The organism is Streptomyces sp. TAA486, assembly GCF_000426165.1.
Genome location: NZ_AUEV01000020.1, coordinates 139,240 through 159,821 on the forward strand (window position 1 = coordinate 139,240; position 20,582 = coordinate 159,821).

Genomic DNA, 20,582 nt, shown 5'->3' on the forward strand with positions numbered 1-20,582 from the left:
CCGACCCGGAGGGCCACGAGTTCTGCGTCCTCGGCCCGTCCTGAAGCGGAGCGGGGTTCCGTTCCCCGCGGCCTACTTGCGGGACTTGCTGTCCTTGGCAGGCGGGGGCAGTTGCGGGGCCGGAAGCGTGACGGCGCTCGCGGGGTTGGTACATCCCGGAACGCTGCCTGCGGGGCTGCAGTTGTCCGGCCTGTTGCGGACGACCTGGCTGGACTTGAGGACGACCTGGCTGGAAGACACGTTGTTGATGCCGCCACCGGCGTTGATTGCTGTGTTACGGGTGACCAGGCTTCGAATCAGTGTGGCCGTGCTGGAGTCGGTGTTCGAGATACCCGCGCCGGTCACAGCGATGTTCTCGCTGACGGTGCTCGACGTCATGCGCAGAGAGGCGTTGGTCGTCTGAAGGATGCCGCCCCCCTGCTGGGCGGTGTTGCCCTTGACCGCGACGTCGTTCAGGTGCGCGGTGCTCGAGGAGTTGTGAAGACCACCACCCACGGCGAATGCGCGGTTGTTGAGCAGGGCACCACCCTTCATCCTCAGCGTGCCGTCACCTGCGTTGAAGATCCCGCCGCCAAAGCTCGACACGGCGTTGCGCTCGACGGTGCTGCCGTCGAGGTTGAGCTTTCCGCCGGCGTTGTAGAGGCCACCGCCCACCCCACTCTCATTGCGCGTGATCCTCGCGCCGTTCAGGTTCAGCGTGCCGTTGGTGACCGCGATGCCGCCGCCGGCGGTGAGGCCGACGGGAAGGCTGCCGCCGCTGATGGTGATCGAGTTCAGGGTGAGGGTGCCGCCGGAGACGACGTGGAAGATGCGGAAGCCCCGGGCGGCATTCGGGGCGCGGCGGATGGTGGTGTCCCGGCCGGAGAGGGTCACGTTCCCGGTGATCTCCGGAAGCCCGGCAGCCGTGTTGTCGGGCTCCGTGAGGGTGTAGGTGCAGTGGGACGCGAGGGTGATGCGGCCGGCATTGGGGCTGGCGTTGGCCTTGTTGATCGCCTTCACCAGACCGGGAATGTCGTTGCACCGTACGTGGGTCCCGTCGGCGGCACTGGCCGACGCGGTCGGCAGGACCGCAAGGGACAGGCCCACACCGACTGCGGCGCTCACGGCACCGGACCGCAGAATGCTCTTCATCGCTACGCCTTCCTGAGCGTCTGGAGCGTGAAACGGCGCATCACCGGCGCCCAGCGGCTTGCTGGTCAGCCGGAATGATCAGATGACGTTCCATCCGTAACCGCAGCCGAGCGCAACTTCACCTGGCCTACCGCCGAACGGAGCGACCGACCGTTCCGGACCGCCGGCCCAAAGCCCTCGGCGCTGCCCATGCCTGTCGGGCAGCGACGGCCGGACGGCCGAGCCGCACATGCGCGTACTCCGAAGGTGTGCTTCGCCGCCACCAGCGTGATCCGGCGGTCGACCGGCCCGGGCAACGTGCGGAAGGGCGGAACCCACGACTGGGTCCCGCCCTTCTCCTCGTTCACCGGTATGCGGACGAGCCATCAGCACCCAACCCGCGTGGGAGTGAGCGACGCGGGCCGGGTCGCGTCAGGAGGCTCACAAGCGGGTCTTGCTGTCCCCGCCGGCCGGGGGCGCTTGCGAGCTCGGCGGTGCGACGGCGCCGGAGGGGTTCGTGCACCCCGGGACGCTGCCTGCGGGCGTGCAGTTGTCCGGTGTGTTGCGGATGACCTTGCTGGCAATGAGGGTGACCCGGCTGGGGGCCGGGTTGTCGATGCCACCGCCGTGGTTGATGGCCGTGTTCCGCGTGACCAAGCTCCGAACCAGAGTGGCTGTGGAGTCGAGGTTCGAGAGGCCCGCGCCTGTCACAGCGATGTTGTTGCTGACCGTGCTGGACGTGAGGCGCAGGACGCCCCTTTGCGTCTGACGGATGCCGCCACCCAGAAGGGCGGTGTTCCCTCTGATTGATACGGAGTCCAGGTGAGCCGTGGCGTCGCGGATGTTCTCCAGACCACCGCCGTTGCCGATCGGGGACCGGTTGTTGATCAGGGACCCGCCCTTCATCCTCATCGTGCCGCTGTCCGTGTTGAAGACGCCGCCGCCGGCGGTCGCGCCGACGGTGGTGTTGGTGTTGCGCTCGACGGTGGTGCGATCGAGGTTGAGGCGTCCGCCGAAGTTGTGGACGCCTCCACCCTGCGAAGCCTCATTGCCCTTGATGACCGAGCGGTTCAGGTTCAGCGTGCCGTTGGTGTTCGCGATGCCCCCGCCCATGGTGTCGGTAGCGGAAAGCAGTCCGCCGCTGATCGTGAGCGAGTTCAGGGTGAGGGTGCCGCCGGAGACGACGTGCAAGATACGGAAGTCCTGCGTGGCGCTCGGGGCGCGGCGGATGGTCGTGTCCCGGCCCGTGATCGTCACGTTCCCGGTGATCTCGGGAAGCCCGTCGTCCGCGTTGTCGGGCGCGGTCAAGGTGTAGGTGCAGTGGGACGCGAGGGTGATGCGGCCGGCATTGGGGCTGCTGTTCGCGTTGTTGATAGCGGCCTTCAGGGCGGTGATGTCGTTGCACGGCACACGGGTCGCCGCTGCTGCGTTGGCCGGGGCAGCCGGCAGGACAGCGAGGGACAGTCCCACACCGATCGCGGCGGTCGCGGCACCGGACCGCAAGATGATCTTCATCGCTACGCCTTCCTCAGCGTTCGAGAGTGAACGGCACGTCACCGGCGCCCAGCGGTCATGCCCGGGACCGGAGTGATGAGATGACGTTCCAGGCGTAACCGTGGGCGAGCCCGGCTTCACCTGGCCTACCGCCGAACGGCTCCGGCCCTCGCGCCTCAAGGCCGACGCCGTCCTGGCCGCGCTGTGTCACCGACGGCCTACTTGTGGACCTTGCTGCCTTTGGCAGGCGGGGGGAGCTGCGAGCTCGGAGGCGTGACGGCGTTCGCCGGGTCGGTGCACCTGGGGACGCTGCCTGCGGGACTGCAGTTGTCCGGCCTGTTGCGGACGACCCTGCTGTCCCTGAGCGTGACCGAGCTGGAGTTCTCGTTGAAGATGCCGCCGCCCGCGGTGATCGCCGTATTGCGCGTGACCAGGCTCCGGACCAGCGTCGCCGTGCTGAGGGAGTTTCTGAGGCCTGCACCGGTCACGGCGATGTTGTTGCTGAGGGTGGTCGACTTCAGGTTCAGGGTGCCGGCGAATTGGTTGATGCCGCCGCCCCGGGGGGCTGAGTTTCCCTTGACCTCGACGGACTCCAGGTTTGCGGTGCTTCTCAGATTCTCCAGGCCGCCACCGCCGTCGTTGAGTGCCCTGTTGTCGAGCAGCGCCCCGCCTTTCATGGTCACAGTGCCGGGTTGGTCGAGGATTTGGTTGCGTCCGTTGAGGATTCCGCCGCCGTTCCGGGTCGCGGTGTTGCGCTCGACGGTGCTGTGGTCGAGGTTGAGCCGTCCGCCGACGTTGTGGATACCGGCGCTCGTTTCAGCTCGGTTGTCCTTGACGGTTGTCCGGTTCAGGTTCAGCGTGCCGCTGTTCCAGATGCCCCCACCGCCGAAATTCGGCAGACTGCCGCCGCTGACCGTGAGCGAGTTCAGGGTGAGCGTGCGTACGCCGCCGGCAGCCGGTACGTGGAAGATGCGGAAGTCCTGAGTGGCGTTCGGGGCGCGGCGGATGGTCGTGTCCCGGCCCGTGATCGTCACGCTCCCGGTGATCTCGGGAAGCCCGTCGTCCGCGTTGTCGGGCGCGGTCAAGGTGTAGGTGCAGTGGGACGCGAGGGTGATGCGGCCGGCATTGGGGCTGCTGTTCGCGTTGTTGATAGCGGCCTTCAGGGCGGTGATGTCGTTGCACGGCACACGGATCGCCGCTGCTGCGTTCGCCGGCACGGCCGGCAGGACCGCAAGGGACAGCCCCACACCGAACGCGGCCGCCACGGCACCGGACCGCAAGACGTTCTTCATCGCTACGACTCCCTCGACGCTGGAGAGTGAACGGCACGTCACCCGCAACCGGCGGCCATGCCGGCCAACCAGAACGATGAGATGACGGTTCATCCGTAGCCGCAGGTGACGGCGGCCTCACCTGGCCCACCGCCGAACGGCCTCGCTCCTCGGAGACCTCCGGCTCGAGGCGGTCGGCGGACGGTTCGGCGTCGACCCCGTCGGGCTCCGGGACGGGGAGGCCAGACGGTCGATCAGCACGTGCGTCGCATGCCGACCGCATATAGATCTCGGACTGTCGATCAGTGGCGCTCGGGGCGAAGGCCGTTCGGGGACCGGGCGTCACCGGGATCGCTCAGCCCCTCCTCCCACAGCCAAGGGAAGCCGCATGACTGACCGACGCAAACGCAGACGCCTGACCCTCACCGCGGTCACGGGCCTCGGCCTGTGTCTGACCCTCGTACCCACCGGACAAGCACAGGCGCAGAACCGCGCGCCGCAGGCGCCCACCCGCGTCCCCTGCAACGACATCGCCGCGCTGAAAACCGCGATCGACAACGCGAACGCGGACGGTGGCTCGATCGTCCTGGCCCCTCGATGCACGTACTCCCTCACGGCGGCCGACAACACGGACGACGGCCTGCCGGAGATCACCGGCAACGTGCGGATCTCCGGAGGAGAGCGCACCATCATCCAGCGCTCGCCCAACGCCGCCGACGCGTTCCGGATCTTTCACGTGCAGCAGACCGGCCGCCTCAGCCTGGGCTCGGTCACCCTCCGCGGCGGCGAGGCCGGCGGAACGGGCCCGGGGGACAGGGGCGGGGCCATCTCCAACGACCGCGGCACGCTCACCCTGACGGGCGTGACGGTCAGGAACAACAGCGCCGGCTTCCTCGCCGGCGGGATCTGGAACAACCTGGGCTCGCTCGTGCTCAAGGACACCACGGTCCATGACAACTCCAGCTCCGTCGCGGGTGGAGTGGCCACCAGCGGAACGATGACGATGCGAGGTGGCGCCATCCGCGGCAACGTGGCCGGCATGTGGGCCGGAGGACTCGCGAACGGTGGTGAGACGACGCTGAACCACACCTCCGTCGAAGGCAACGACGCCGAGGAATCCGGGGGCGGGGTCATGACGCTGGAAATCAATGGCCGGACCGGACCGTTGCGTCTGAACTCCACCCATGTCGGCGGCAACATCGCCGCGCTGCACGGGGGCGGCCTCTTCATCGGCTCGCGCGAGACGACGACTCTGTACCGCAGCACCGTCACCCGCAACGCTGCGAACGGCGGCCCCGGAAGCGGCGGCGGCATCCGCAACGACGGGAGCCAATTCGGCATCGTCCTCAGCCCCGGCACCTCCGAGCGGAAGCAGAGCTCCTCCGCCGGTCGGCCGCTGCCCAAGGTGAACCTCATCAAGAGCAGGGTCTTCGAGAACACACCCGACAACTGTGCGCCGCCCCGCAGCGTCCCCCGCTGTGACGCCGTCGGCTCCGCACCGGCCAAGAACGCTTTAAAGCCCGGCAGGAACTGACGTCGCAGGCGCTGTGAACTCGGCGCAGCAATGCACGCAAGGGTGGGACCCAGCGAGTGGGTCCCACCCTTCTTGTCGTTCACCCGGCGTCGCCGCGACCAGCCATCGGCCCCCAGCCGTACGGGAGTTGGTCAGGGTGCGAGGCCGGTGTTCCGTTCCCGGCCGCCTACTTGCGGAGCTTCTTGTCCTTGGCAGGCGGGGGCAGTTGCGAGGCCGGAGGCGTGACGGCGTTCGCGGACTCCCTCGACGCTGGAGAGTGAAACGGCACGTCACCGGCGCCCAGCGGAGATGCTGGTGGGCCGAGGTGCTGAGATGACAGTTCATCCGTAGCCGCAGGTGACGGCGGCCTCACCTGGCTCACCGCCGAACGGCCTCGGCCCTTGAAGACGTCCGGCCCGCCTGCCTGACAGACACACTTGCAAGCAGGGCGCTTGCAAAAGTTAGCAATGCCAGGCATGGTAGGGGCCATGGCTTCCCTGAACGTCGGCAATGTGGGCGAGTTCCTGCGTGAGCAGCGGCGCAACGCCAAGCTCTCGCTGCGGCAGCTCGCCGACGCCGCCGGGGTGTCCAACCCGTACCTGAGCCAGATCGAGCGCGGCCTGCGCAAGCCGAGCGCCGACATCCTGCAGCAGCTGGCCAAGGCCCTGCGGATCTCGGCCGAGACGCTGTACGTGCAGGCCGGAATCCTCGACGAGCGGGAGCGGGACGACCTGCTGCAGGTACCGGCAGCGATCCTCGCCGATCCGTCGATCAACGAGGGCCAGAAGCAGGCGTTGCTGCAGATCTACGAGTCCTTCCGCAAGGAGAACGGGCCCGCGCAGCAGAACGGCGCCGGCCGGGATGCCGGGCACGGCAGACGCGGCGAGCACGCCGACCGCAGACGCGGCAAGGACGCCGAAGACGCGGAGAGTACCGAGAACGCCGGGGAAGACGAAGACGAAGCCGAGGCCACAGGGGCCGACGCCCGATAGCAGTCAGTCCACAGGGAGAGACCTCTCATGCCCAGCACGAACGACATCCGCACGACCCTCACCGACCCCAAGCCCCTCTACTTCGCCGCAGGTGTCATCGACAAGATCCGCGAGGAGGCTCCCGAGCGCATCGCGGCCGTACGCGCGACCGACCCCAAGGAAGTCCAGGCGCGGTTCACGAAGCAGGCCAAGGAGACGCAGGCGAAGGTCAGCCAGACCCTGGGCAGCATCGACACCGACATCAAGAAGCTGCGCGAGCAGGCCCAGCACCTGGCCCTGCAGAGCGTGGGCATCGCCGCGGAGTACGCGGTCAAGGCCCGCGAGGCGTACGACGAGTTGGCGGACCGCGGCCGTGGCGCCGTGGCGACCTGGCGCGGCGAGGACTCCGGCGCGGCCGAGGTGACCGTCGAGCGCGCGCCGGTGAAGGTCGCCGAGCCGCCGGCCCAGCCGCGTGGCGCGACGAAGCCCGGTGCGACCGGCACGGCCGGCACCACGAGCACGGCCGGCACCACGAGCACCACCGGCACCACCAGCACGACCGATGCGTCGAAGAACGGCCAGGGTTCCGCCGGCGCGGCCTCCTCCGCGGCCAAGAAGAGCGCAGCCGCCCGGAAGACCACCACGGCCAGGACGACCACCCAGAAGCCGGGCACGGCGAAGACCAACGGGAGCAAGAAGACGCCCCCGAAGTCCGATTCCTGAGCAGGCGTCCGCCCTTTCCCTGCCGAGCCGTTCGCCGGGCCCGGGTTCCCGGTCCGGCGAACGGGTACGGTGGCATGACGAGCGGCACCACAGCAGGCCGCCGGCCAGGCCACTCACGGATCACGGACTCGCAGGGATGTGGACGACATGATGCAGGGATTCCAAGGGCTGCTGTGGGTGATTTCCCTGGTCCTGCTGGCGATGGCGGTGTTCGCGTTCATCGACGGTGCGATGCGCCGGACCGACGCCTATCCCGCCGCCGGTAAGCAGACCAAGCCGTTCTGGCTGATCATTCTCGGCCTCACGATCGCCGTGAACATCTACCCGATCGTCTTCCTGCAGATCGCGGGTCTCATCGCCACGATCGTCTACATCGTCGACGTGCGTCCGGCGCTCAAGCAGGTCATGGGCGGCGGTCGCGGTCCGCGATTCGGCGGCAGCAGCAGCGACGGTCCGTACGGGCCGTTCAACGGCCGCTGAACGCCGGGCGGTTGAAGTTGTCGACGCTGCCCGGTCAGACAACCGGGCTGCGCCAGCACGCACCTCCGGCCGCCGCACATCGTCAGCCGCGCCCTTGAGGCGCGCTCCGCATCGGAACCGGACTGCCCGCGGTCGCGGGCGTCCGGTCACCTCCGGTCGAGCAGCAACACAGCCACGTCGTCTGTGAGTTCGCCGCCGTTGAGGCGTCGTACGTCCTCCATCGTCGCGTCCAGCAGACGCTCGCCCTCGACGCCCTGCGCCATGCGGCCGGCCACGATGTCGATCATTCCGTCCTGGCCGAGACGCTGACGGCCCTCCCCGATGTGGCCCTCGATGAGGCCGTCGGTGTACATCAACATGCTCCAGGAACGGCCCAGTTCGACCTGACGTCGCGGCCACCGCGCGTTCGGGACCACACCGAGCGCCGGACCGCTGTCGTCGTACGGGAGCAGCCGCGGCACCGAACCGGCAGCTCCGGCGACGAGCGGCGAGGGGTGTCCGGCCAGGCAGACACCGGCCCGGTGTCCGTCGGGAGCGATGTCGACGGTGCACAGTGTGGCGAAGATCTCATCGCTGGCCCGCTCGTTGTCGAGCACCTTCTGCAGCGTCCCGAGAAGTTCGTCGCCGCACAGGCCGGCGAAGGTCAGCGCACGCCATGCGATGCGCAGCTCCACGCCCAGGGCCGCCTCGTCGGGACCGTGCCCGCAGACGTCGCCGATCATCGCGTGGACGGTGCCGTCGGCCGTGCGGACGGTGTCGTAGAAGTCGCCGCCGAGCAGGGCGCGGGAGCGGCCGGGGCGGTACCGGGCGGCGAAGCGGAGTTCGCTGCCGGACAGCAGGGGCGTGGGGAGCAGCCCGCGCTCCAGTCGGGCGTTCTCCTGCGCGCGCAGCCGTGACTCGGTGAGCTGGCGCTGGGCGAGGTCGGAGCGCTTGCGTTCGACGGCGTAGCGGATGGCCCGGTTGAGCAGCCGCCCGTCGAGCTCGTCACGGAAGAGATAGTCCTGTGCGCCGACGCGTACGGCCTCGGCCGCACGCTCCGCGTCCGTTCCGTCCGTCAGCGCGAGCACCGCGTGCCGGGGCGCGAGCCGCAGCACATGGCGAAGGATCTCCAGTTCGCCGGTGGCGGGACCGCCGCCGGCGGGAGGCTCCTGGGCGTCCGCCGCGAGCCCGGAGGCCCCGGTCGGCCCGGACACGCCAGCGGCCCCGGCGGAAGCGCCCTCCGGGCCGCCCGCGTCCTGCGCGGCTGAGGCGGGGGCCGACGGGGATCCGGACGCGGCGGGGGCGGCTGCCGTCGCGGGCCGCGTTCCGCTCGCTCCCGTCAGCGCCAGGTCGAGCAGGATGCACTCCACGTCGTCCGTCAGCAGCCGCGCGGCCTCGGTGAGATTGCGGGCCGTGCGTACCTTGATGCGTCGGCCGGAGGCCTCGCTGTGCGCGTCACCGGGCAGGTAGCCGCCCGCCGCGTCGAGGATCTCGGGGACGCTCCGGCCACCGGCGCGCATGTCCTCGATGACAAGGAGGGTGAGGGCCCCCTTCACACTCCCCCCGGACCGCTCGTGCGATCCGTCGCTCTGCTGGGGCACCGACGCGCGAGGAGGCGCGGAAACAGCGTCCTCACGTGGCACGCCTACGGGCATACGTGTTCCTTTCCCTCCCCCCGAGGGCGCGGTCGTGGGCCAGCCGGCACACCACCAGGCCCGGTGCGGCGGCGCTGGGTCCTGCGCGCCTGCACACGACCGGGCTGTCCTGGGGACCTTAGCGCCCCCGTACGCACGTACGGAATGGCTGGAGGCAATCCGCCCCTGTCATATGCCAGCGGCCCTGGAGCTCTTCGCCCTCATTTGTCCGGACGGACGACGCCCTTGATCACGAGGGAGCCGGCGCCCGCGACGGTGATCTGACGGCCGGTGCGCGGCGCGTGGATCATCTCGCCGCCGCCCACGTACATCCCGACGTGGCTCGCGTCACGCTTGTAGATGATCAAGTCGCCGGGACGCATCTTCCTGATCGGCACGCGCTTCAGCTGCTTCCACTGCTCCTGCGAGGTCCGTGGGATCTCCTCGTCCGCCGCCTGCCACGCACGCAGCGTCAGCCCCGAGCAGTCGAACGTACGGGGGCCCTCGGCGCCCCACTCGTAGTCCTTGCCGATCTGGTTCGTGGCATAGGCGATGGCCTTCTTGCCGGCCTTCGACGCCTTGCCGGATATCTCGTCCAGGACCCCGGATTCGAGCCACTTCGACTGCCGCGCCCGGGCCGCCTCGTCCTCCAGCTCGATGAGGCGCTCCAGCTCCTTCGCCGCCAGCTGCGACTCGATCTCCTCGGCCGCCTCCAGATCCTTCTCGATCTTCTTCTTGGCGGCCGCCTTGCGCTTCTTCTCCGCCTCGAGCTTCCGCAGCTTCTTCGAGGCCTCCCCGGCGTACTCGTCCAGCCGGGACTCGGTGTCGGCGAGGGTGCTGATGACGCCCTTGGCGGCCTGCTGCCCCTTGCGCATGATCACCGCGTCGTGCATGAACTCTTCGGGGGTCGTGCGCAGGATCAGATGCGCCTCGTCGGGCATTCCGCCGCTCCGGTACTGGGCACGCGCCAGCGCTCCGGCCGTCTTCTTGTACTTCCCGCGCGTCTCCCGCAGGGAATCGATCTTCTCCGTGAGCCTGTCGACGGCCTTCTGCTGCTTCTCGGCACGCTCCTGGGCGCCGTTGTACGCGTCCGTCGCCGACTCGGCCGCCGCGTGGAGGCGGTCGATCTTCTTGCTGATCTCCTCCAGGCTCCGCGCTCCGCCGTCGCCCGGCTCCGGCGCGGCCGCATAGGCACTTCCCGCCACAGGTCCCGCCAGCAGCCCCAGCGTGCAGGCCACCACCAGCATCCGGCGCTTCCCCGTCCCGCCCACCTGGCCCCCTCGCCGTAGTCCGTCTCCGCGGGTCTTCCTCGTTCCTGGTCGTGCTCCGTGCTCGTGGTCCTGGTCGTTCCGCGGCGCCCCTGCGCCGTGCCTCTTCGGCCGGCTCCACGCCGTCCCGGCGGACCGGCCCCTGGCCTACGTCTTCCACCGCCGGCTCCGGCCAACCGCCCCTGATGCAGCGGATGTTGCCACGCACGAGCGGAATCCGACAGGGCGGCAGCCGGTCGGCGGCTCCAGTGGCCGGCCACGGAATCAGTGGTTCCAGTCCGTACATCCGCACGTCACGCGCGGTACGGCAACTGCTCGCACCGGGCGGAACAGGGCCTGCCGAAGCCTCCGGCACGGCCGCACACCGGGCCACTGGGCCGACCGCCGAGGTTCACCGTGCGTTCATTCACCTTCGTGAGCCGCTTCACCTGATCTGTCTAATTTCAGCCTTACGGAGCGCGAACGTACGCACTCCGAAAACCAGAAGACCTGAACGTCTCGCGCGCCGCCCCCCAACGGCGGGCTCCAGGAAGGAACCGAACGAAAGTGATGCTTCAGCGCACGATTCGACTGCGAGCCCTCGCTCTCGGCGCCGTCGCGGTCTCCGGCGCCCTGGTACTCACCGCCTGCGGCTCGGACACCAACACCAGCAAGGATGCCAAGAAGGCCGCCGCGAACATCAAGTGCGACGGCAAGGGCAAGCTGCTCGCCTCCGGCTCCACGGCGCAGAAGAACGCCGTCGACGCGTGGGTGAAGAACTACCAGACGGCCTGCAAGGAAACCCAGATCAACTACAAGGACATCGGCTCCGGCGGCGGCGTCCAGGAGTGGCTGCAGGGCACGACCGCCTTCGCCGGCTCCGACTCGGCGCTCAAGCCCGAAGAGGTCGCCAAGTCCAAGAAGATCTGCAAGGGCGGCCAGGGCGTGAACCTGCCCATGGTCGGTGGCCCCGTCGCCGTCTCCTACAACGTCCCCGGCGTCGACAACCTGGTCCTGGACGCGTCCGCGACCGCCAAGATCTTCGACTCGAAGATCAAGAAGTGGAACGACCCCGAGATCAAGAAGCTCAACCCCGACGCGAAGCTTCCGAGCACCGACATCCAGCCGTTCCACCGCTCCGACGAGTCGGGCACCACCCAGAACCTCGGCAAGTACCTGGGTACGGCCGCCAAGGACGACTGGAAGTACCCGGACGAGAAGTCCTGGCCCGCCAAGGGCGGACAGTCCGCCTCCGGCTCCGCCGGTGTCGCGCAGCAGGTGAAGCAGACCGATGGCGCCATCGGCTACTTCGAGCTGTCCTACGCCACCGCGAACAACCTCGACACCGTCAAGCTCGACACGGGCGCCAGCGAGCCCGTCGAGGCCACCACGGAGAACGCCTCCAAGGCCATCTCGGACGCCAAGGTCGTCGGCAAGGACAAGGACCTCGCGCTCGACCTGAACTACGCCACCAAGGCCGAGGATGCCTACCCGCTGATGCTCGTGACCTACGAGATCTTGTGCGACAAGGGCAACAAGCCGAGCAGCCTCAAGGCCGCCAAGTCCTTCCTGACCTACACGGCCAGCGAGGACGGCCAGGGCGAGCTGGCGAAGCTCGGCTACGCGCCGCTGCCGGACGAGATCGCGAAGAAGGTCCGCAGCGCCATCCCGGAGCTCTCCTGATCACCACAACCGCACGGGCCACAGCAACGGCCGCGGCGCACGACGCGTGAACGGCCGGCCCGGGCTCCCGGGCCGGCCCCACGCCACGTCACCTTCCGACAGACCGACCGAATCCGCCGACCGACACCAGCGACCCATCCGGTGCACCGCCGCCAGGGGACACCTCCCCGACCAGACCGGAGACACCATGGACACCACCAGCACTTCCGAGAAGGCACCGCCGCCCACCGATCCCAAGGCCGGCGACACCGCCGCCCCCGGCTCGGCCGCCCCGGTCAAGGGCACCGCCGTGCGCCCGGGCGACAAGGTATTCCTCGGCCTCTCCCGCGGCTCGGGCATCACACTGCTCGTGATCATGGCCGCGATAGCCGGGTTCCTGGCCTACCGCGCATCCATCGCCGTGTCCAAGGACTCGGTCAACTTCCTGACCGCCTTCGAGTGGAACCCGCAGGGCGACCCTCCCGCGTTCGGCATCGGCATCCTCGCCTTCGGCACGGTGGTCAGTTCGCTCATCGCGATGATCATCGCCGTGCCCATCGCGGTCGGCATCGCCCTGTTCATCTCGCACTACGCGCCGCGGCGGGTCGCCGCCCCGCTGGCGTACGTGATCGACCTGCTGGCCGCAGTGCCCTCGATCATCTACGGCCTCTGGGGCGCGCTGTTCCTCGTCCCGTACCTCGACGGGCTCACCCGCTGGCTCGACCAATTCCTCGGCTGGACAACGGTGTTCGAGATGTCGAACCCCGGCAGCCCCGCCCGCTCGATCTTCACGGTGGGCATCCTGCTCGCGATCATGATCCTGCCGATCATCACCAACGTCTCCCGCGAAGTCTTCCTGCAGGCACCGAAGATGTACGAGGAAGCGGCGCTCGCGCTCGGCGCGACCCGCTGGGAGACGATCCGCACCTCGGTCCTGCCCTTCGGCCGCTCGGGCATCATCTCCGCCTCGATGCTCGGCCTCGGCCGTGCGCTCGGCGAGACGATGGCCGTGGCCACGGTCCTCTCGCCCGGCTTCCTCTTCAGCCTGCACATCCTCGACCCGGGCAGCGGCACCTTCGCGCAGAACATCGCCGCGAAGTTCAACGAGGCCGACGACTTCGGCCGTGACGCGCTGATCGCCTCCGGCCTCGTCCTCTTCGTCATCACACTGCTGGTCAACGGCGCGGCCCGCTGGATCATCGCGCGCCGCAAGGAGTACTCGGGGGCCAACGCATGAGCAACACGATTCTGGAAAAGCCGCAGATCACCGACCCGCCCCCGCCCTCCGCGCCCCTGGCACGCCGCCGCCTGCCGCGGTGGTCCCCGGTCGCCGTCGCCCTCGTCTCCGCGGGGCTCGGCATCGGCATCGGCAGTGTCGCCGGGTGGGAGAGCCGCATCCAATGGGGCCTGATCGCCGCCCTGTTGTTCGTGGCCATCACCTACGCGGTGACCACGCTCGTCGAGGACCGCCGTCAGGCACGCGACCGGGTGGCCACCAGCGTCATCTGGGTCTGCTTCGTCCTCGCCGTCGTCCCGCTGGTCTCTCTCGCGTGGACGACGATCAGCCGGGGCGCAAAGCTCCTGGACGGATACTTCCTCTCGCACTCCATGGGCGGCATGACCAACCTCGAGGAGGGCGGCGGTGTCTACCACGCGCTGCTCGGCACCCTCGAACAGGTCGGTCTGGCCACCCTGATCGCCGCTCCTGTCGGCCTGCTCACCGCGATCTACCTCGTGGAGTACGGGCGCGGCCGGCTCGCGAGCGCGGTCACCTTCTTCGTCGACGTCATGACGGGCATCCCGTCCATCGTCGCGGGTCTGTTCGTCCTCGCCTTCTGGAACCTGGGCCTCGGCTTCGGCCCGTCCGGGTTCGCCGGCGCGATGGCGCTGGCGATCCTGATGATGCCGGTCGTGGTCCGCTCCACCGAGGAGATGCTCAAGCTCGTACCGAACGAGCTGCGTGAGGCGTCACTGGCGTTGGGCGTACCGAAGTGGCGCACGATCCTCAAGGTCGTGCTGCCCACCTCCATCGGCGGCATCGCCACCGGCGTGATGCTCGCGATCGCCCGCATCACCGGCGAGACGGCGCCCGTCATGCTGCTTGTCTTCGGCAACACGCTGATCAACCCGAACCCGTTCTCGGGCGCGCAGGAGTCCCTGCCGCTCTACGTCTGGAACCAGTACAAGCTCGGCAACGCGGCGAGCATCGACCGCGCCTGGGCCGGAGCGCTCACGCTCATCGCTTTCGTGATGCTGCTCAATCTGGTGGCCCGGGGCGTCGCCCGCTGGAAGGCGCCGAAGGCGGGGGGCCGCTGATGCCCGCTCCCGCCTCCACGCCCGCGCCCGCGTCCGCGCCCGTACGCGCGAACGCCCCGAACTCCTCGTACTCCCCGCACCCAGAAAGTGACTGACACCATGGCCAAGCGCATCGACGTCAGCGGCCTGACAGCCTTCTACGGCTCACACCGGGCCATCGACGACATATCCATGAGCGTCGAACCCCGCTCCGTCACGGCCTTCATCGGCCCCTCCGGCTGCGGCAAGTCCACCTTCCTGCGCACCCTCAACCGCATGCACGAGGTCACTCCCGGCGGCCGCGTCGACGGCAAGGTGATGCTGGACGACGAGGACCTGTACGGGTCCCAGGTCGACCCCGTCGCCGTACGCCGCACCATCGGCATGGTCTTCCAGCGCCCCAACCCCTTCCCGACGATGTCCATCTACGACAACGTCGCGGCCGGCCTTCGGCTGAACGGCCAGAAGAAGAAGCGGGACCTGGACGAGACCGTCGAGCGTTCCCTCAAGGGCGCCAACCTCTGGAACGAGGTCAAGGACCGCCTCAACAAGCCCGGTTCGGGCCTCTCGGGCGGTCAGCAGCAGCGTCTGTGCATCGCCCGCGCCATCGCCGTGCAGCCGCAGGTCCTGCTGATGGACGAGCCCTGCTCGGCGCTCGACCCGATCTCGACGCTGGCGATCGAGGACCTCATCGCAGACCTGAAGTCCCGGTTCACGATCGTCATCGTCACCCACAACATGCAGCAGGCGGCGCGCGTCTCGGACCGCACGGCGTTCTTCAACCTCTCCGCCGTCGGGGAGCCGGGCAGGCTCATCGAGATCGACGACACCGAGCGGATCTTCTCCAACCCCTCGGTCCAGGCCACGGAGGACTACATCTCCGGCCGCTTCGGCTGAACCGTCCGAATGCGTCGGCCGGCCCGGCCCGGCCGGCCGTCCGGCCGGCGCTCATACGGCCTCGCGGTGCTGCATGGCGGTGCCACCGCAAGGCGGCGGGCTCGTCCCCGACACCACCGGGGGCGAGCCCGCACACGTTTCGCGTCCGCGGCGACGTCTTCCGGACGCCGCCGCGTCAGCCGAAGAACAGCAGGATGATCCCGTAACAGAGCCCCGCGACGAGCGCCGCCGCGGGCATCGTGATGAACCAGCCCATGACGATGTTCTTCGCCACGCCCCAACGCACCGCGGAGACACGTTTCGTCGCACCGACGCCCATGATCGCGGAGGTGATGACGTGCGTCGTGGAGATCGGCGCGTCGAAGATGAAGGACGCCGTGTACATCACGGACGCCGCCGTCGTCTCACCGGCGAAGCCCTGCGGCGGGTCGAGTTCGATGATCCGGCGCCCCAGCGTCCGCATGATGCGCCAGCCGCCGGCGTACGTACCGAGCGACAGCATCCCCGCACAGGCGAACTTGACCCACAGCGGAATGCCCTTGCCCTCCTGCACATCGGCGATGGTCAGCGCCATCACCACGACACCCATGGTCTTCTGCGCGTCCTGCAGACCGTGCCCGAGTGCCATTCCCGCGGCGGAGACCGTCTGCGCTATGCGGAAGCCCCGCTTGGCACGGTGCGGGTTGGCCCGCCTGAAGGACCAGAGGATGGCCACCATCACCAGATAGCCGAGAATCATGCCGACGATCGGCGAGATGAACATCGGGAGCACGATCTTCTCGACCACGCCCGACCAGATGACAGCTGTGCCGCCCGCCAGCGCCGCTCCCACCAGGCCGCCGAAGAGGGCGTGCGAGGACGAGGACGGCAGCCCGAAGTACCAGGTGATCAGGTTCCATACGATCGCGCCCGCGAGCCCCGCGAAGAGGATGGCCATACCGTTCTGGCCGTGCGGGGTCTCGATCAGCCCCTTGCTCACCGTCTCCGCGACGCCGCTGCCCAGGAAGGCGCCCGCCAGGTTCATCACGGCGGCCATGGCCAGCGCGGCGCGCGGCGTCAGGGCACGCGTGGAGACGGACGTGGCGATGGCGTTCGCCGAGTCGTGGAAACCGTTGGTGTACGTGAAGAAGAGCGCGACCCCGATGGTCACGACCAGAGCGAACGTGTCCACAGGTGGTCAGGACTCCTTGACCGCGATGGTCTCGACCGTGTTCGCGACGTGCTCGAACGCGTCGGCGGCCTCCTCGAGCACGTCCACGACCTGCTTGAGCTTCATGACTTCCATCGCGTCGTACTTGCCGTTGAAGAGGTACGCGAGCAGCTTGCGGTGGATCTGGTCCGCCTGGTTCTCCAGCCGGTTGACCTCGATCCAGTACTCGGTGAGGTTGTCCATCGTGCGCAGGTGCGGCATCGCTTCGGCGGTCAGCTCCGCGGCCCGGGCGAGCACCTCGATCTGCTGCTCGATGCCCTTGGGGAGATCCTCGATCTCGTAGAGCACGACAAGATCGACGGCCTCCTCCATGTAATCCATGATGTCGTCGAGCGAGGAGGCCAGCTTGTAGATGTCCTCCCGGTCGAACGGCGTGATGAAGGACGAGTTGAGCTGGTGGAAGATCGCGTGCGTCGCGTCGTCGCCAGCGTGTTCCGCCGCCCGCATACGTTCGGCGATCTCGGCGCGAGCGGAGGACTCCGCCCCGAGCAGTTCCATGAGGAGCTTCGAGCCGGTGACGATGTTGTCCGCGGACGCCGCGAACATGTCGTAGAAGCTCGTCTCCCTGGGGGTCAGACGAAAGCGCACTGGAGATCCTCGGTGTGCATCGGAAACGGTCTGGCTGATGCTAAGCACATCATCCGGCCACAGGAGGCGGCCTCAGACAGTGTCGCCCATAGCTGCTTGTGCCCTGAAGCGCCCTCCCCGAATCCGCTACGATATACCCACGAGGGGTATATTTTTCGCAGGTACCGGGCCAGTTGTCCGACCCGACCCCGGCCTCCAGGGCCGTACATTTCCGGCCATCGGCACTCTTCCCGGACGCCCCTCTCCGAGGCCGCCCGAAGACTATCGGAGGACCCATGACGAAACCCGGCGCCTCCGGACGTCCGGCCGCCGCCGACGCACACGGCGGCGCCGGCACGGACGACCAGTGCTCCGCGCACGCGGCCACCGGCGAACACGGCTACAGCAAGGACAAGGACGCCCACCTCAAGCGGCTCCGCCGCATCGAGGGCCAGGTGCGTGGTCTGCAGCGCATGGTCGACGAGGACGTCTACTGCATCGACGTCCTCACGCAGGTCTCCGCGTCGACGAAGGCACTGCAGTCCTTCGCCCTGCAGCTGCTCGAGGAGCATCTTCGCCACTGCGTCGCGCACGCGGCGAAGGAGGGCGGCACGGAGATGGACGAGAAGGTGGAGGAGGCCACTGCCGCCATAGCCCGCTTGTTGCGCACCTGAGTGCGAGGCGCGCGGGACGGTCGAACGGGGCGTGATCGCATCAAGGCCGACGGAACGCCGGCGGAACAGGGCAAAGACCACGAGACGCACCCGAGGCGTGGATAAGGCGTGTTCGCACACCGCTCTCAGTGACAGATCACACAGGCAGCATTCGAGACGGAGCTCAACTTCCGCTCAAGCGCGGCTCGTACGGGGTGCATACGGGGCTCAGCTTCGCTGCCCCGAGGGCTGAGTCGACCGTCCTGCCTGCGCGGGTCTGGAGGACGCCGAGCATCGCGGACCCGTCCGCGACGCCGCCTTCCAGGCACCGTCGTCCACCTCACCGGGCACGGTGCCGAGCACCTCGTCGATGCGCGCGAGACTCAGCCGCTCCTCACCGGCCGCTTCCGCCGCGGAAGCCGCGATCATCAGCTCGCCGCACAGCTCGATCTCGGCGAGGGCCACGTGATCCTGGACCACAGAACCCCGCGGACCACGTCCGGGCACACCGGGAACGCCTCCAGGCACACGCACCACCTCCTCGTGTATCCCCACAGTAGGGACGGACGCACCCTCCGCACATGGCAATTCCGAACCATTTCGCACTCGTCACCGCAGCCGGAGCGTGCCGCGCGAACCCGGTCCAAGACGCCTAGAAAGGCGCGATCTTTCCCGCGTAGATGTCCTCCGGTTCCGGCATCACGACCTTCACGTGCGCGCCGTAGCCGTAGAACCACGTGGTCGACGCGACAGCGACTCCGTCGCCGGCGCCGCTTGCGGCGTCCGCCCCGGAGCCGGGCTTCGTCCCGTCCCGGCCGCCCCGCGCACCGCCCGCAAAAGTGAACAGGTGCCGAACCTTCCGGAGGCGCCCCTGCCCATCGATCCGCGCGTCAAACGGGACGGCTCTCTCCGAGAATCCGTGCGCCGCCGCCTTCAGTTGACCCCGCCGGTGCGGGGACGCCGCCCGCGCCGCGGCGCCCAGGTCGAGGGTGCCGCGGTAGCGCCGCAGCACCATGCCGCCGGCCGTACGCACCTTCCCGGCGTACGTCACCTGCCGCGCGCCTCGGAGCAGTTCTGCCGCGCTCACCGGGTCGGTCGCACCGGCAGTGATCAGATTCCCGTCGGCGAGCTGGTTCGTGTCCACACGCACCCATTTCCCGTCGGGCACGCCCGCGCCCCGGTTCTTCATGTAGAGCGCGCCGGGGACGACGAGTTCCGTGACGGTACGGCGCTCACCGGGTTGCGCCCCCGAAGTCCCCTCCGGAAGCCGCACGGTGAGGCTGCCCTCCCCCTTGCCGTAGTCGAAGCCGCCCTCGCCCTCGACGGCGATACGGGTGCCGCCGCTCGCCATCGACATGGACGTGCGGGTACGTGAGGTGCCATACCCGGGCAGCGACTCGGCAGCCGCCCGCACGGCCTTGCGAGGGTCGGACGGAACCGGGTGGCCGGGGGATCCGGCCGTGCCGTGCGCCGCGCCCGACCGGGGCGATCCCGCATCACCGGACAGACCCTGCCGCTTCCTGTCGCTGGCGGCGGCCGTGCCGTCGTCCGTGCACCCCGTGGCCAGGAGCAGCGCAGCGCCTGCGGCCACCGCCGCGACGAGAGTGACCCACGCGTGCCTGCGCCCTCCCCCACGGCCTCGCGGCCCGAGCAGGGGGTCCCCCGTGGGAGCCGGGGGGCGTTCCCCCAGCCACTGCGCAACCATCGATCTGCCGGCCCCCAACAAGCGCTCTGTTCGCGGGATTCGATCCCTTAACGACAGGCCCGGGCCGACCGTCACGGGGGACGGATACGGTTGGCAGGTGCGACAGCGAACCGAGCGGGACGAGGCCCCTGGACAGGACGGGCACCGCACCTCGACGGTCGAGCGGGGCGCCTTCAGTCACGCGCGCTGTTCCTGCGGCTGGATCGGTCCGGCCCGCCGCGCGAGAGAGATGTCCCGAGCCGACGCGAAGGCGCACAGCGGCCCGCCCGACGGCGGCGAAGGTGAGGGTGTCTCCGGCGACGACAGCGCCGCCGGAGAAGAAGGAGTGCGCGGCTCCCCCTGATTCCGTCCGGGCGGAGGTCAGGTGCCTCCGGTCACCGGCCGACGGCCGGTCTCGGCTATGCCGCCAGATCGCTGTCGTCCGGACCACCGCGGCGGCGCTGCGACGGCTGAGGACCGGAGCCGGAATCGGAGGCGTCGGACGGCTTCTCCACCGGCTCCTCCCGCAGTGCCGAGGTGACCTTCTCGCGTGCCTCGCGGCTCGTGGGCCCCACCCAGACGATCCCGCCCGCACGCGTCGAGCGGGCGAGCGACCGCGCGAGCGGTGTCAGCACCCAGATGGCGACCGGCGCGAGCAGAAGTGCCACGGCCGCGCCGAGAGCGAGCCCGCCGACCACATCTGTCGGGTAGTGAACCCCCAGGTAGACGCGGCTGACGCCGACGAGCACGGCGAGGAGGATCCCCAGCAGCCCGTACAGGCGGTGAACCATGAAGATGCCCACGGCCAGGGCCATGGCAAGCGTGGAGTGGTCGCTGACGAACGAGAAGTCGTCGGCGCCGCGCACAAGGACATCGAGGCCCTTGTGCTCGACGAAGGGACGGGGCCGCTCGACGAGTCCTCGGATCGGGATGTTCACCAGCAGCGCGACTCCGGCTGCGAGCGGCGTCCACATCAGGCCCGCGAAAGCGGCGACCGCCTCTTCCCGCGTCTCCTTACGGCGCCCGACACGCCACCACGCCAGGAGTCCGAGCAGCACGAGCCCGGCGAAGACCCCGTACTGGCCGACGAACTGCATGGTGCGGTCGGCCCAGCCGGGGGCGGACTCGGCAAGGCCGTTGATCTCGTAGAGCAGATCGACATCCGGGTCGTCCCAAACTGCCATCGTGATGC

At 69.1% G+C, this 20,582-nt stretch carries 20 protein-coding genes; 10 read left to right on the top strand and 10 right to left on the bottom strand.

Translation table 11 applies throughout. The features are described from left to right. Window positions 1–72: 72 nt before the first annotated feature. The 3 genes from I004_RS0125625 to I004_RS0125635 form a co-directional block, all read right to left on the bottom strand. A complete protein-coding gene (locus I004_RS0125625) occupies window positions 73–1,131 on the bottom strand; it encodes a hypothetical protein (protein WP_028437840.1) in 1,059 nt (352 codons plus the stop codon). Window positions 1,132–1,551: 420 nt separating this feature from the next. Next, on the bottom strand, window positions 1,552–2,625 hold the full coding sequence (locus tag I004_RS36035; RefSeq protein WP_051345431.1) for a hypothetical protein: 1,074 nt from the start codon (window positions 2,623–2,625) through the stop codon (window positions 1,552–1,554). A gap of 197 nt (window positions 2,626–2,822) precedes the next feature. Continuing rightward, on the bottom strand, window positions 2,823–3,896 hold the full coding sequence (locus I004_RS0125635; RefSeq protein ID WP_028437841.1) for a hypothetical protein: 1,074 nt from the start codon (window positions 3,894–3,896) through the stop codon (window positions 2,823–2,825). A 367-nt stretch (window positions 3,897–4,263) separates the two neighbouring features. Between I004_RS0125635 and I004_RS36040 the strand changes: the two genes are divergently transcribed. The 4 genes from I004_RS36040 to I004_RS0125655 all read left to right on the top strand — a co-directional run bounded on the left by I004_RS36040 (window position 4,264) and on the right by I004_RS0125655 (window position 7,562). Further along, the gene (locus tag I004_RS36040; RefSeq protein WP_051345432.1) at window positions 4,264–5,409 is read left to right on the top strand and encodes a hypothetical protein; all 1,146 of its coding nucleotides are present in this window, start codon (window positions 4,264–4,266) and stop codon (window positions 5,407–5,409) included. Between the two features lie 467 nt (window positions 5,410–5,876). After that, entirely contained in the window at window positions 5,877–6,380 is a 504-nt protein-coding gene (locus tag I004_RS0125645) for a helix-turn-helix domain-containing protein (protein WP_028437842.1), read from the top strand. A 27-nt stretch (window positions 6,381–6,407) separates the two neighbouring features. Then, window positions 6,408–7,082 (top strand): hypothetical protein, encoded by a 675-nt coding sequence (locus I004_RS36045; RefSeq protein ID WP_078511802.1) that lies wholly within the window; start codon window positions 6,408–6,410, stop codon window positions 7,080–7,082. A 147-nt stretch (window positions 7,083–7,229) separates the two neighbouring features. Beyond that, the gene (locus I004_RS0125655; RefSeq protein WP_037977822.1) at window positions 7,230–7,562 is read left to right on the top strand and encodes a DUF2516 family protein; all 333 of its coding nucleotides are present in this window, start codon (window positions 7,230–7,232) and stop codon (window positions 7,560–7,562) included. A 146-nt stretch (window positions 7,563–7,708) separates the two neighbouring features. Here I004_RS0125655 and I004_RS36050 read toward each other — a convergent pair whose 3' ends face one another. Continuing rightward, on the bottom strand, window positions 7,709–9,196 hold the full coding sequence (locus I004_RS36050) for a response regulator (RefSeq protein ID WP_037977735.1): 1,488 nt from the start codon (window positions 9,194–9,196) through the stop codon (window positions 7,709–7,711). 200 nt (window positions 9,197–9,396) lie between these two features. After that, on the bottom strand, window positions 9,397–10,446 hold the full coding sequence (locus tag I004_RS0125665; protein WP_028437844.1) for an NlpC/P60 family protein: 1,050 nt from the start codon (window positions 10,444–10,446) through the stop codon (window positions 9,397–9,399). 543 nt (window positions 10,447–10,989) lie between these two features. Between I004_RS0125665 and pstS the strand changes: the two genes are divergently transcribed. From pstS to pstB, 4 genes are all read left to right on the top strand, one after another. Next, window positions 10,990–12,105, top strand: coding sequence for a phosphate ABC transporter substrate-binding protein PstS (gene pstS, locus I004_RS0125670; protein WP_028437845.1), 1,116 nt, complete (start codon window positions 10,990–10,992; stop codon window positions 12,103–12,105). A gap of 187 nt (window positions 12,106–12,292) precedes the next feature. Further along, a complete protein-coding gene (pstC, locus tag I004_RS0125675; protein ID WP_028437846.1) occupies window positions 12,293–13,321 on the top strand; it encodes a phosphate ABC transporter permease subunit PstC in 1,029 nt (342 codons plus the stop codon). Then, window positions 13,318–14,400, top strand: coding sequence for a phosphate ABC transporter permease PstA (gene pstA, locus I004_RS0125680; protein WP_028437847.1), 1,083 nt, complete (start codon window positions 13,318–13,320; stop codon window positions 14,398–14,400). Before pstC ends, pstA begins: the two co-directional genes overlap by 4 nt. A 99-nt stretch (window positions 14,401–14,499) precedes the next feature. Further along, window positions 14,500–15,276, top strand: coding sequence for a phosphate ABC transporter ATP-binding protein PstB (gene pstB, locus I004_RS0125685; RefSeq protein ID WP_028437848.1), 777 nt, complete (start codon window positions 14,500–14,502; stop codon window positions 15,274–15,276). A 175-nt stretch (window positions 15,277–15,451) separates the two neighbouring features. On the opposite strand, the gene I004_RS0125690 is transcribed toward pstB, so the two are convergent. Together I004_RS0125690 and I004_RS0125695 are read right to left on the bottom strand one after the other, a co-directional pair. Continuing rightward, window positions 15,452–16,447 (bottom strand): inorganic phosphate transporter, encoded by a 996-nt coding sequence (locus I004_RS0125690; protein WP_028437849.1) that lies wholly within the window; start codon window positions 16,445–16,447, stop codon window positions 15,452–15,454. Window positions 16,448–16,453: 6 nt separating this feature from the next. Beyond that, window positions 16,454–17,074, bottom strand: coding sequence for a DUF47 domain-containing protein (locus I004_RS0125695; protein WP_028437850.1), 621 nt, complete (start codon window positions 17,072–17,074; stop codon window positions 16,454–16,456). A 275-nt stretch (window positions 17,075–17,349) separates the two neighbouring features. Here I004_RS0125695 and I004_RS0125700 point away from each other — a divergent pair, with 275 nt between their 5' ends. Beyond that, window positions 17,350–17,727, top strand: coding sequence for a metal-sensitive transcriptional regulator (locus tag I004_RS0125700; RefSeq protein ID WP_028437851.1), 378 nt, complete (start codon window positions 17,350–17,352; stop codon window positions 17,725–17,727). 207 nt (window positions 17,728–17,934) lie between these two features. On the opposite strand, the gene I004_RS36055 is transcribed toward I004_RS0125700, so the two are convergent. Together I004_RS36055 and I004_RS36060 are read right to left on the bottom strand one after the other, a co-directional pair. After that, window positions 17,935–18,213, bottom strand: coding sequence for a hypothetical protein (locus I004_RS36055; RefSeq protein WP_037977738.1), 279 nt, complete (start codon window positions 18,211–18,213; stop codon window positions 17,935–17,937). A 145-nt stretch (window positions 18,214–18,358) separates the two neighbouring features. After that, window positions 18,359–19,360, bottom strand: coding sequence for a hypothetical protein (locus tag I004_RS36060; protein ID WP_078511812.1), 1,002 nt, complete (start codon window positions 19,358–19,360; stop codon window positions 18,359–18,361). A 148-nt stretch (window positions 19,361–19,508) separates the two neighbouring features. Here I004_RS36060 and I004_RS38525 point away from each other — a divergent pair, with 148 nt between their 5' ends. After that, on the top strand, window positions 19,509–19,754 hold the full coding sequence (locus I004_RS38525; protein WP_078511803.1) for a hypothetical protein: 246 nt from the start codon (window positions 19,509–19,511) through the stop codon (window positions 19,752–19,754). A gap of 55 nt (window positions 19,755–19,809) precedes the next feature. On the opposite strand, the gene I004_RS0125720 is transcribed toward I004_RS38525, so the two are convergent. Beyond that, window positions 19,810–20,574, bottom strand: coding sequence for a phosphatase PAP2 family protein (locus tag I004_RS0125720; protein ID WP_028437852.1), 765 nt, complete (start codon window positions 20,572–20,574; stop codon window positions 19,810–19,812). Window positions 20,575–20,582 lie beyond the last annotated feature (8 nt).

Excerpts from the sequence above, each read along its gene's own strand:
- pstC (WP_028437846.1), top strand. The coding sequence starts at position 12,293 with ATGGACACCACCAGCACTTCCGAGAAGGCACCGCCGCCCACCGATCCC.
- I004_RS36045 (WP_078511802.1), top strand. The coding sequence starts at position 6,408 with ATGCCCAGCACGAACGACATCCGCACGACCCTCACCGACCCCAAGCCC.
- I004_RS0125625 (WP_028437840.1), bottom strand. The coding sequence starts at position 1,131 with ATGAAGAGCATTCTGCGGTCCGGTGCCGTGAGCGCCGCAGTCGGTGTG.
- I004_RS36050 (WP_037977735.1), bottom strand. The coding sequence starts at position 9,196 with ATGCCCGTAGGCGTGCCACGTGAGGACGCTGTTTCCGCGCCTCCTCGC.
- pstB (WP_028437848.1), top strand. The coding sequence starts at position 14,500 with ATGGCCAAGCGCATCGACGTCAGCGGCCTGACAGCCTTCTACGGCTCA.
- I004_RS36035 (WP_051345431.1), bottom strand. The coding sequence starts at position 2,625 with ATGAAGATCATCTTGCGGTCCGGTGCCGCGACCGCCGCGATCGGTGTG.
- I004_RS0125645 (WP_028437842.1), top strand. The coding sequence starts at position 5,877 with ATGGCTTCCCTGAACGTCGGCAATGTGGGCGAGTTCCTGCGTGAGCAG.
- I004_RS0125655 (WP_037977822.1), top strand. The coding sequence starts at position 7,230 with ATGATGCAGGGATTCCAAGGGCTGCTGTGGGTGATTTCCCTGGTCCTG.
- pstA (WP_028437847.1), top strand. The coding sequence starts at position 13,318 with ATGAGCAACACGATTCTGGAAAAGCCGCAGATCACCGACCCGCCCCCG.
- I004_RS0125700 (WP_028437851.1), top strand. The coding sequence starts at position 17,350 with ATGACGAAACCCGGCGCCTCCGGACGTCCGGCCGCCGCCGACGCACAC.
- I004_RS0125720 (WP_028437852.1), bottom strand. The coding sequence starts at position 20,574 with ATGGCAGTTTGGGACGACCCGGATGTCGATCTGCTCTACGAGATCAAC.
- I004_RS0125635 (WP_028437841.1), bottom strand. The coding sequence starts at position 3,896 with ATGAAGAACGTCTTGCGGTCCGGTGCCGTGGCGGCCGCGTTCGGTGTG.
- I004_RS36040 (WP_051345432.1), top strand. The coding sequence starts at position 4,264 with ATGACTGACCGACGCAAACGCAGACGCCTGACCCTCACCGCGGTCACG.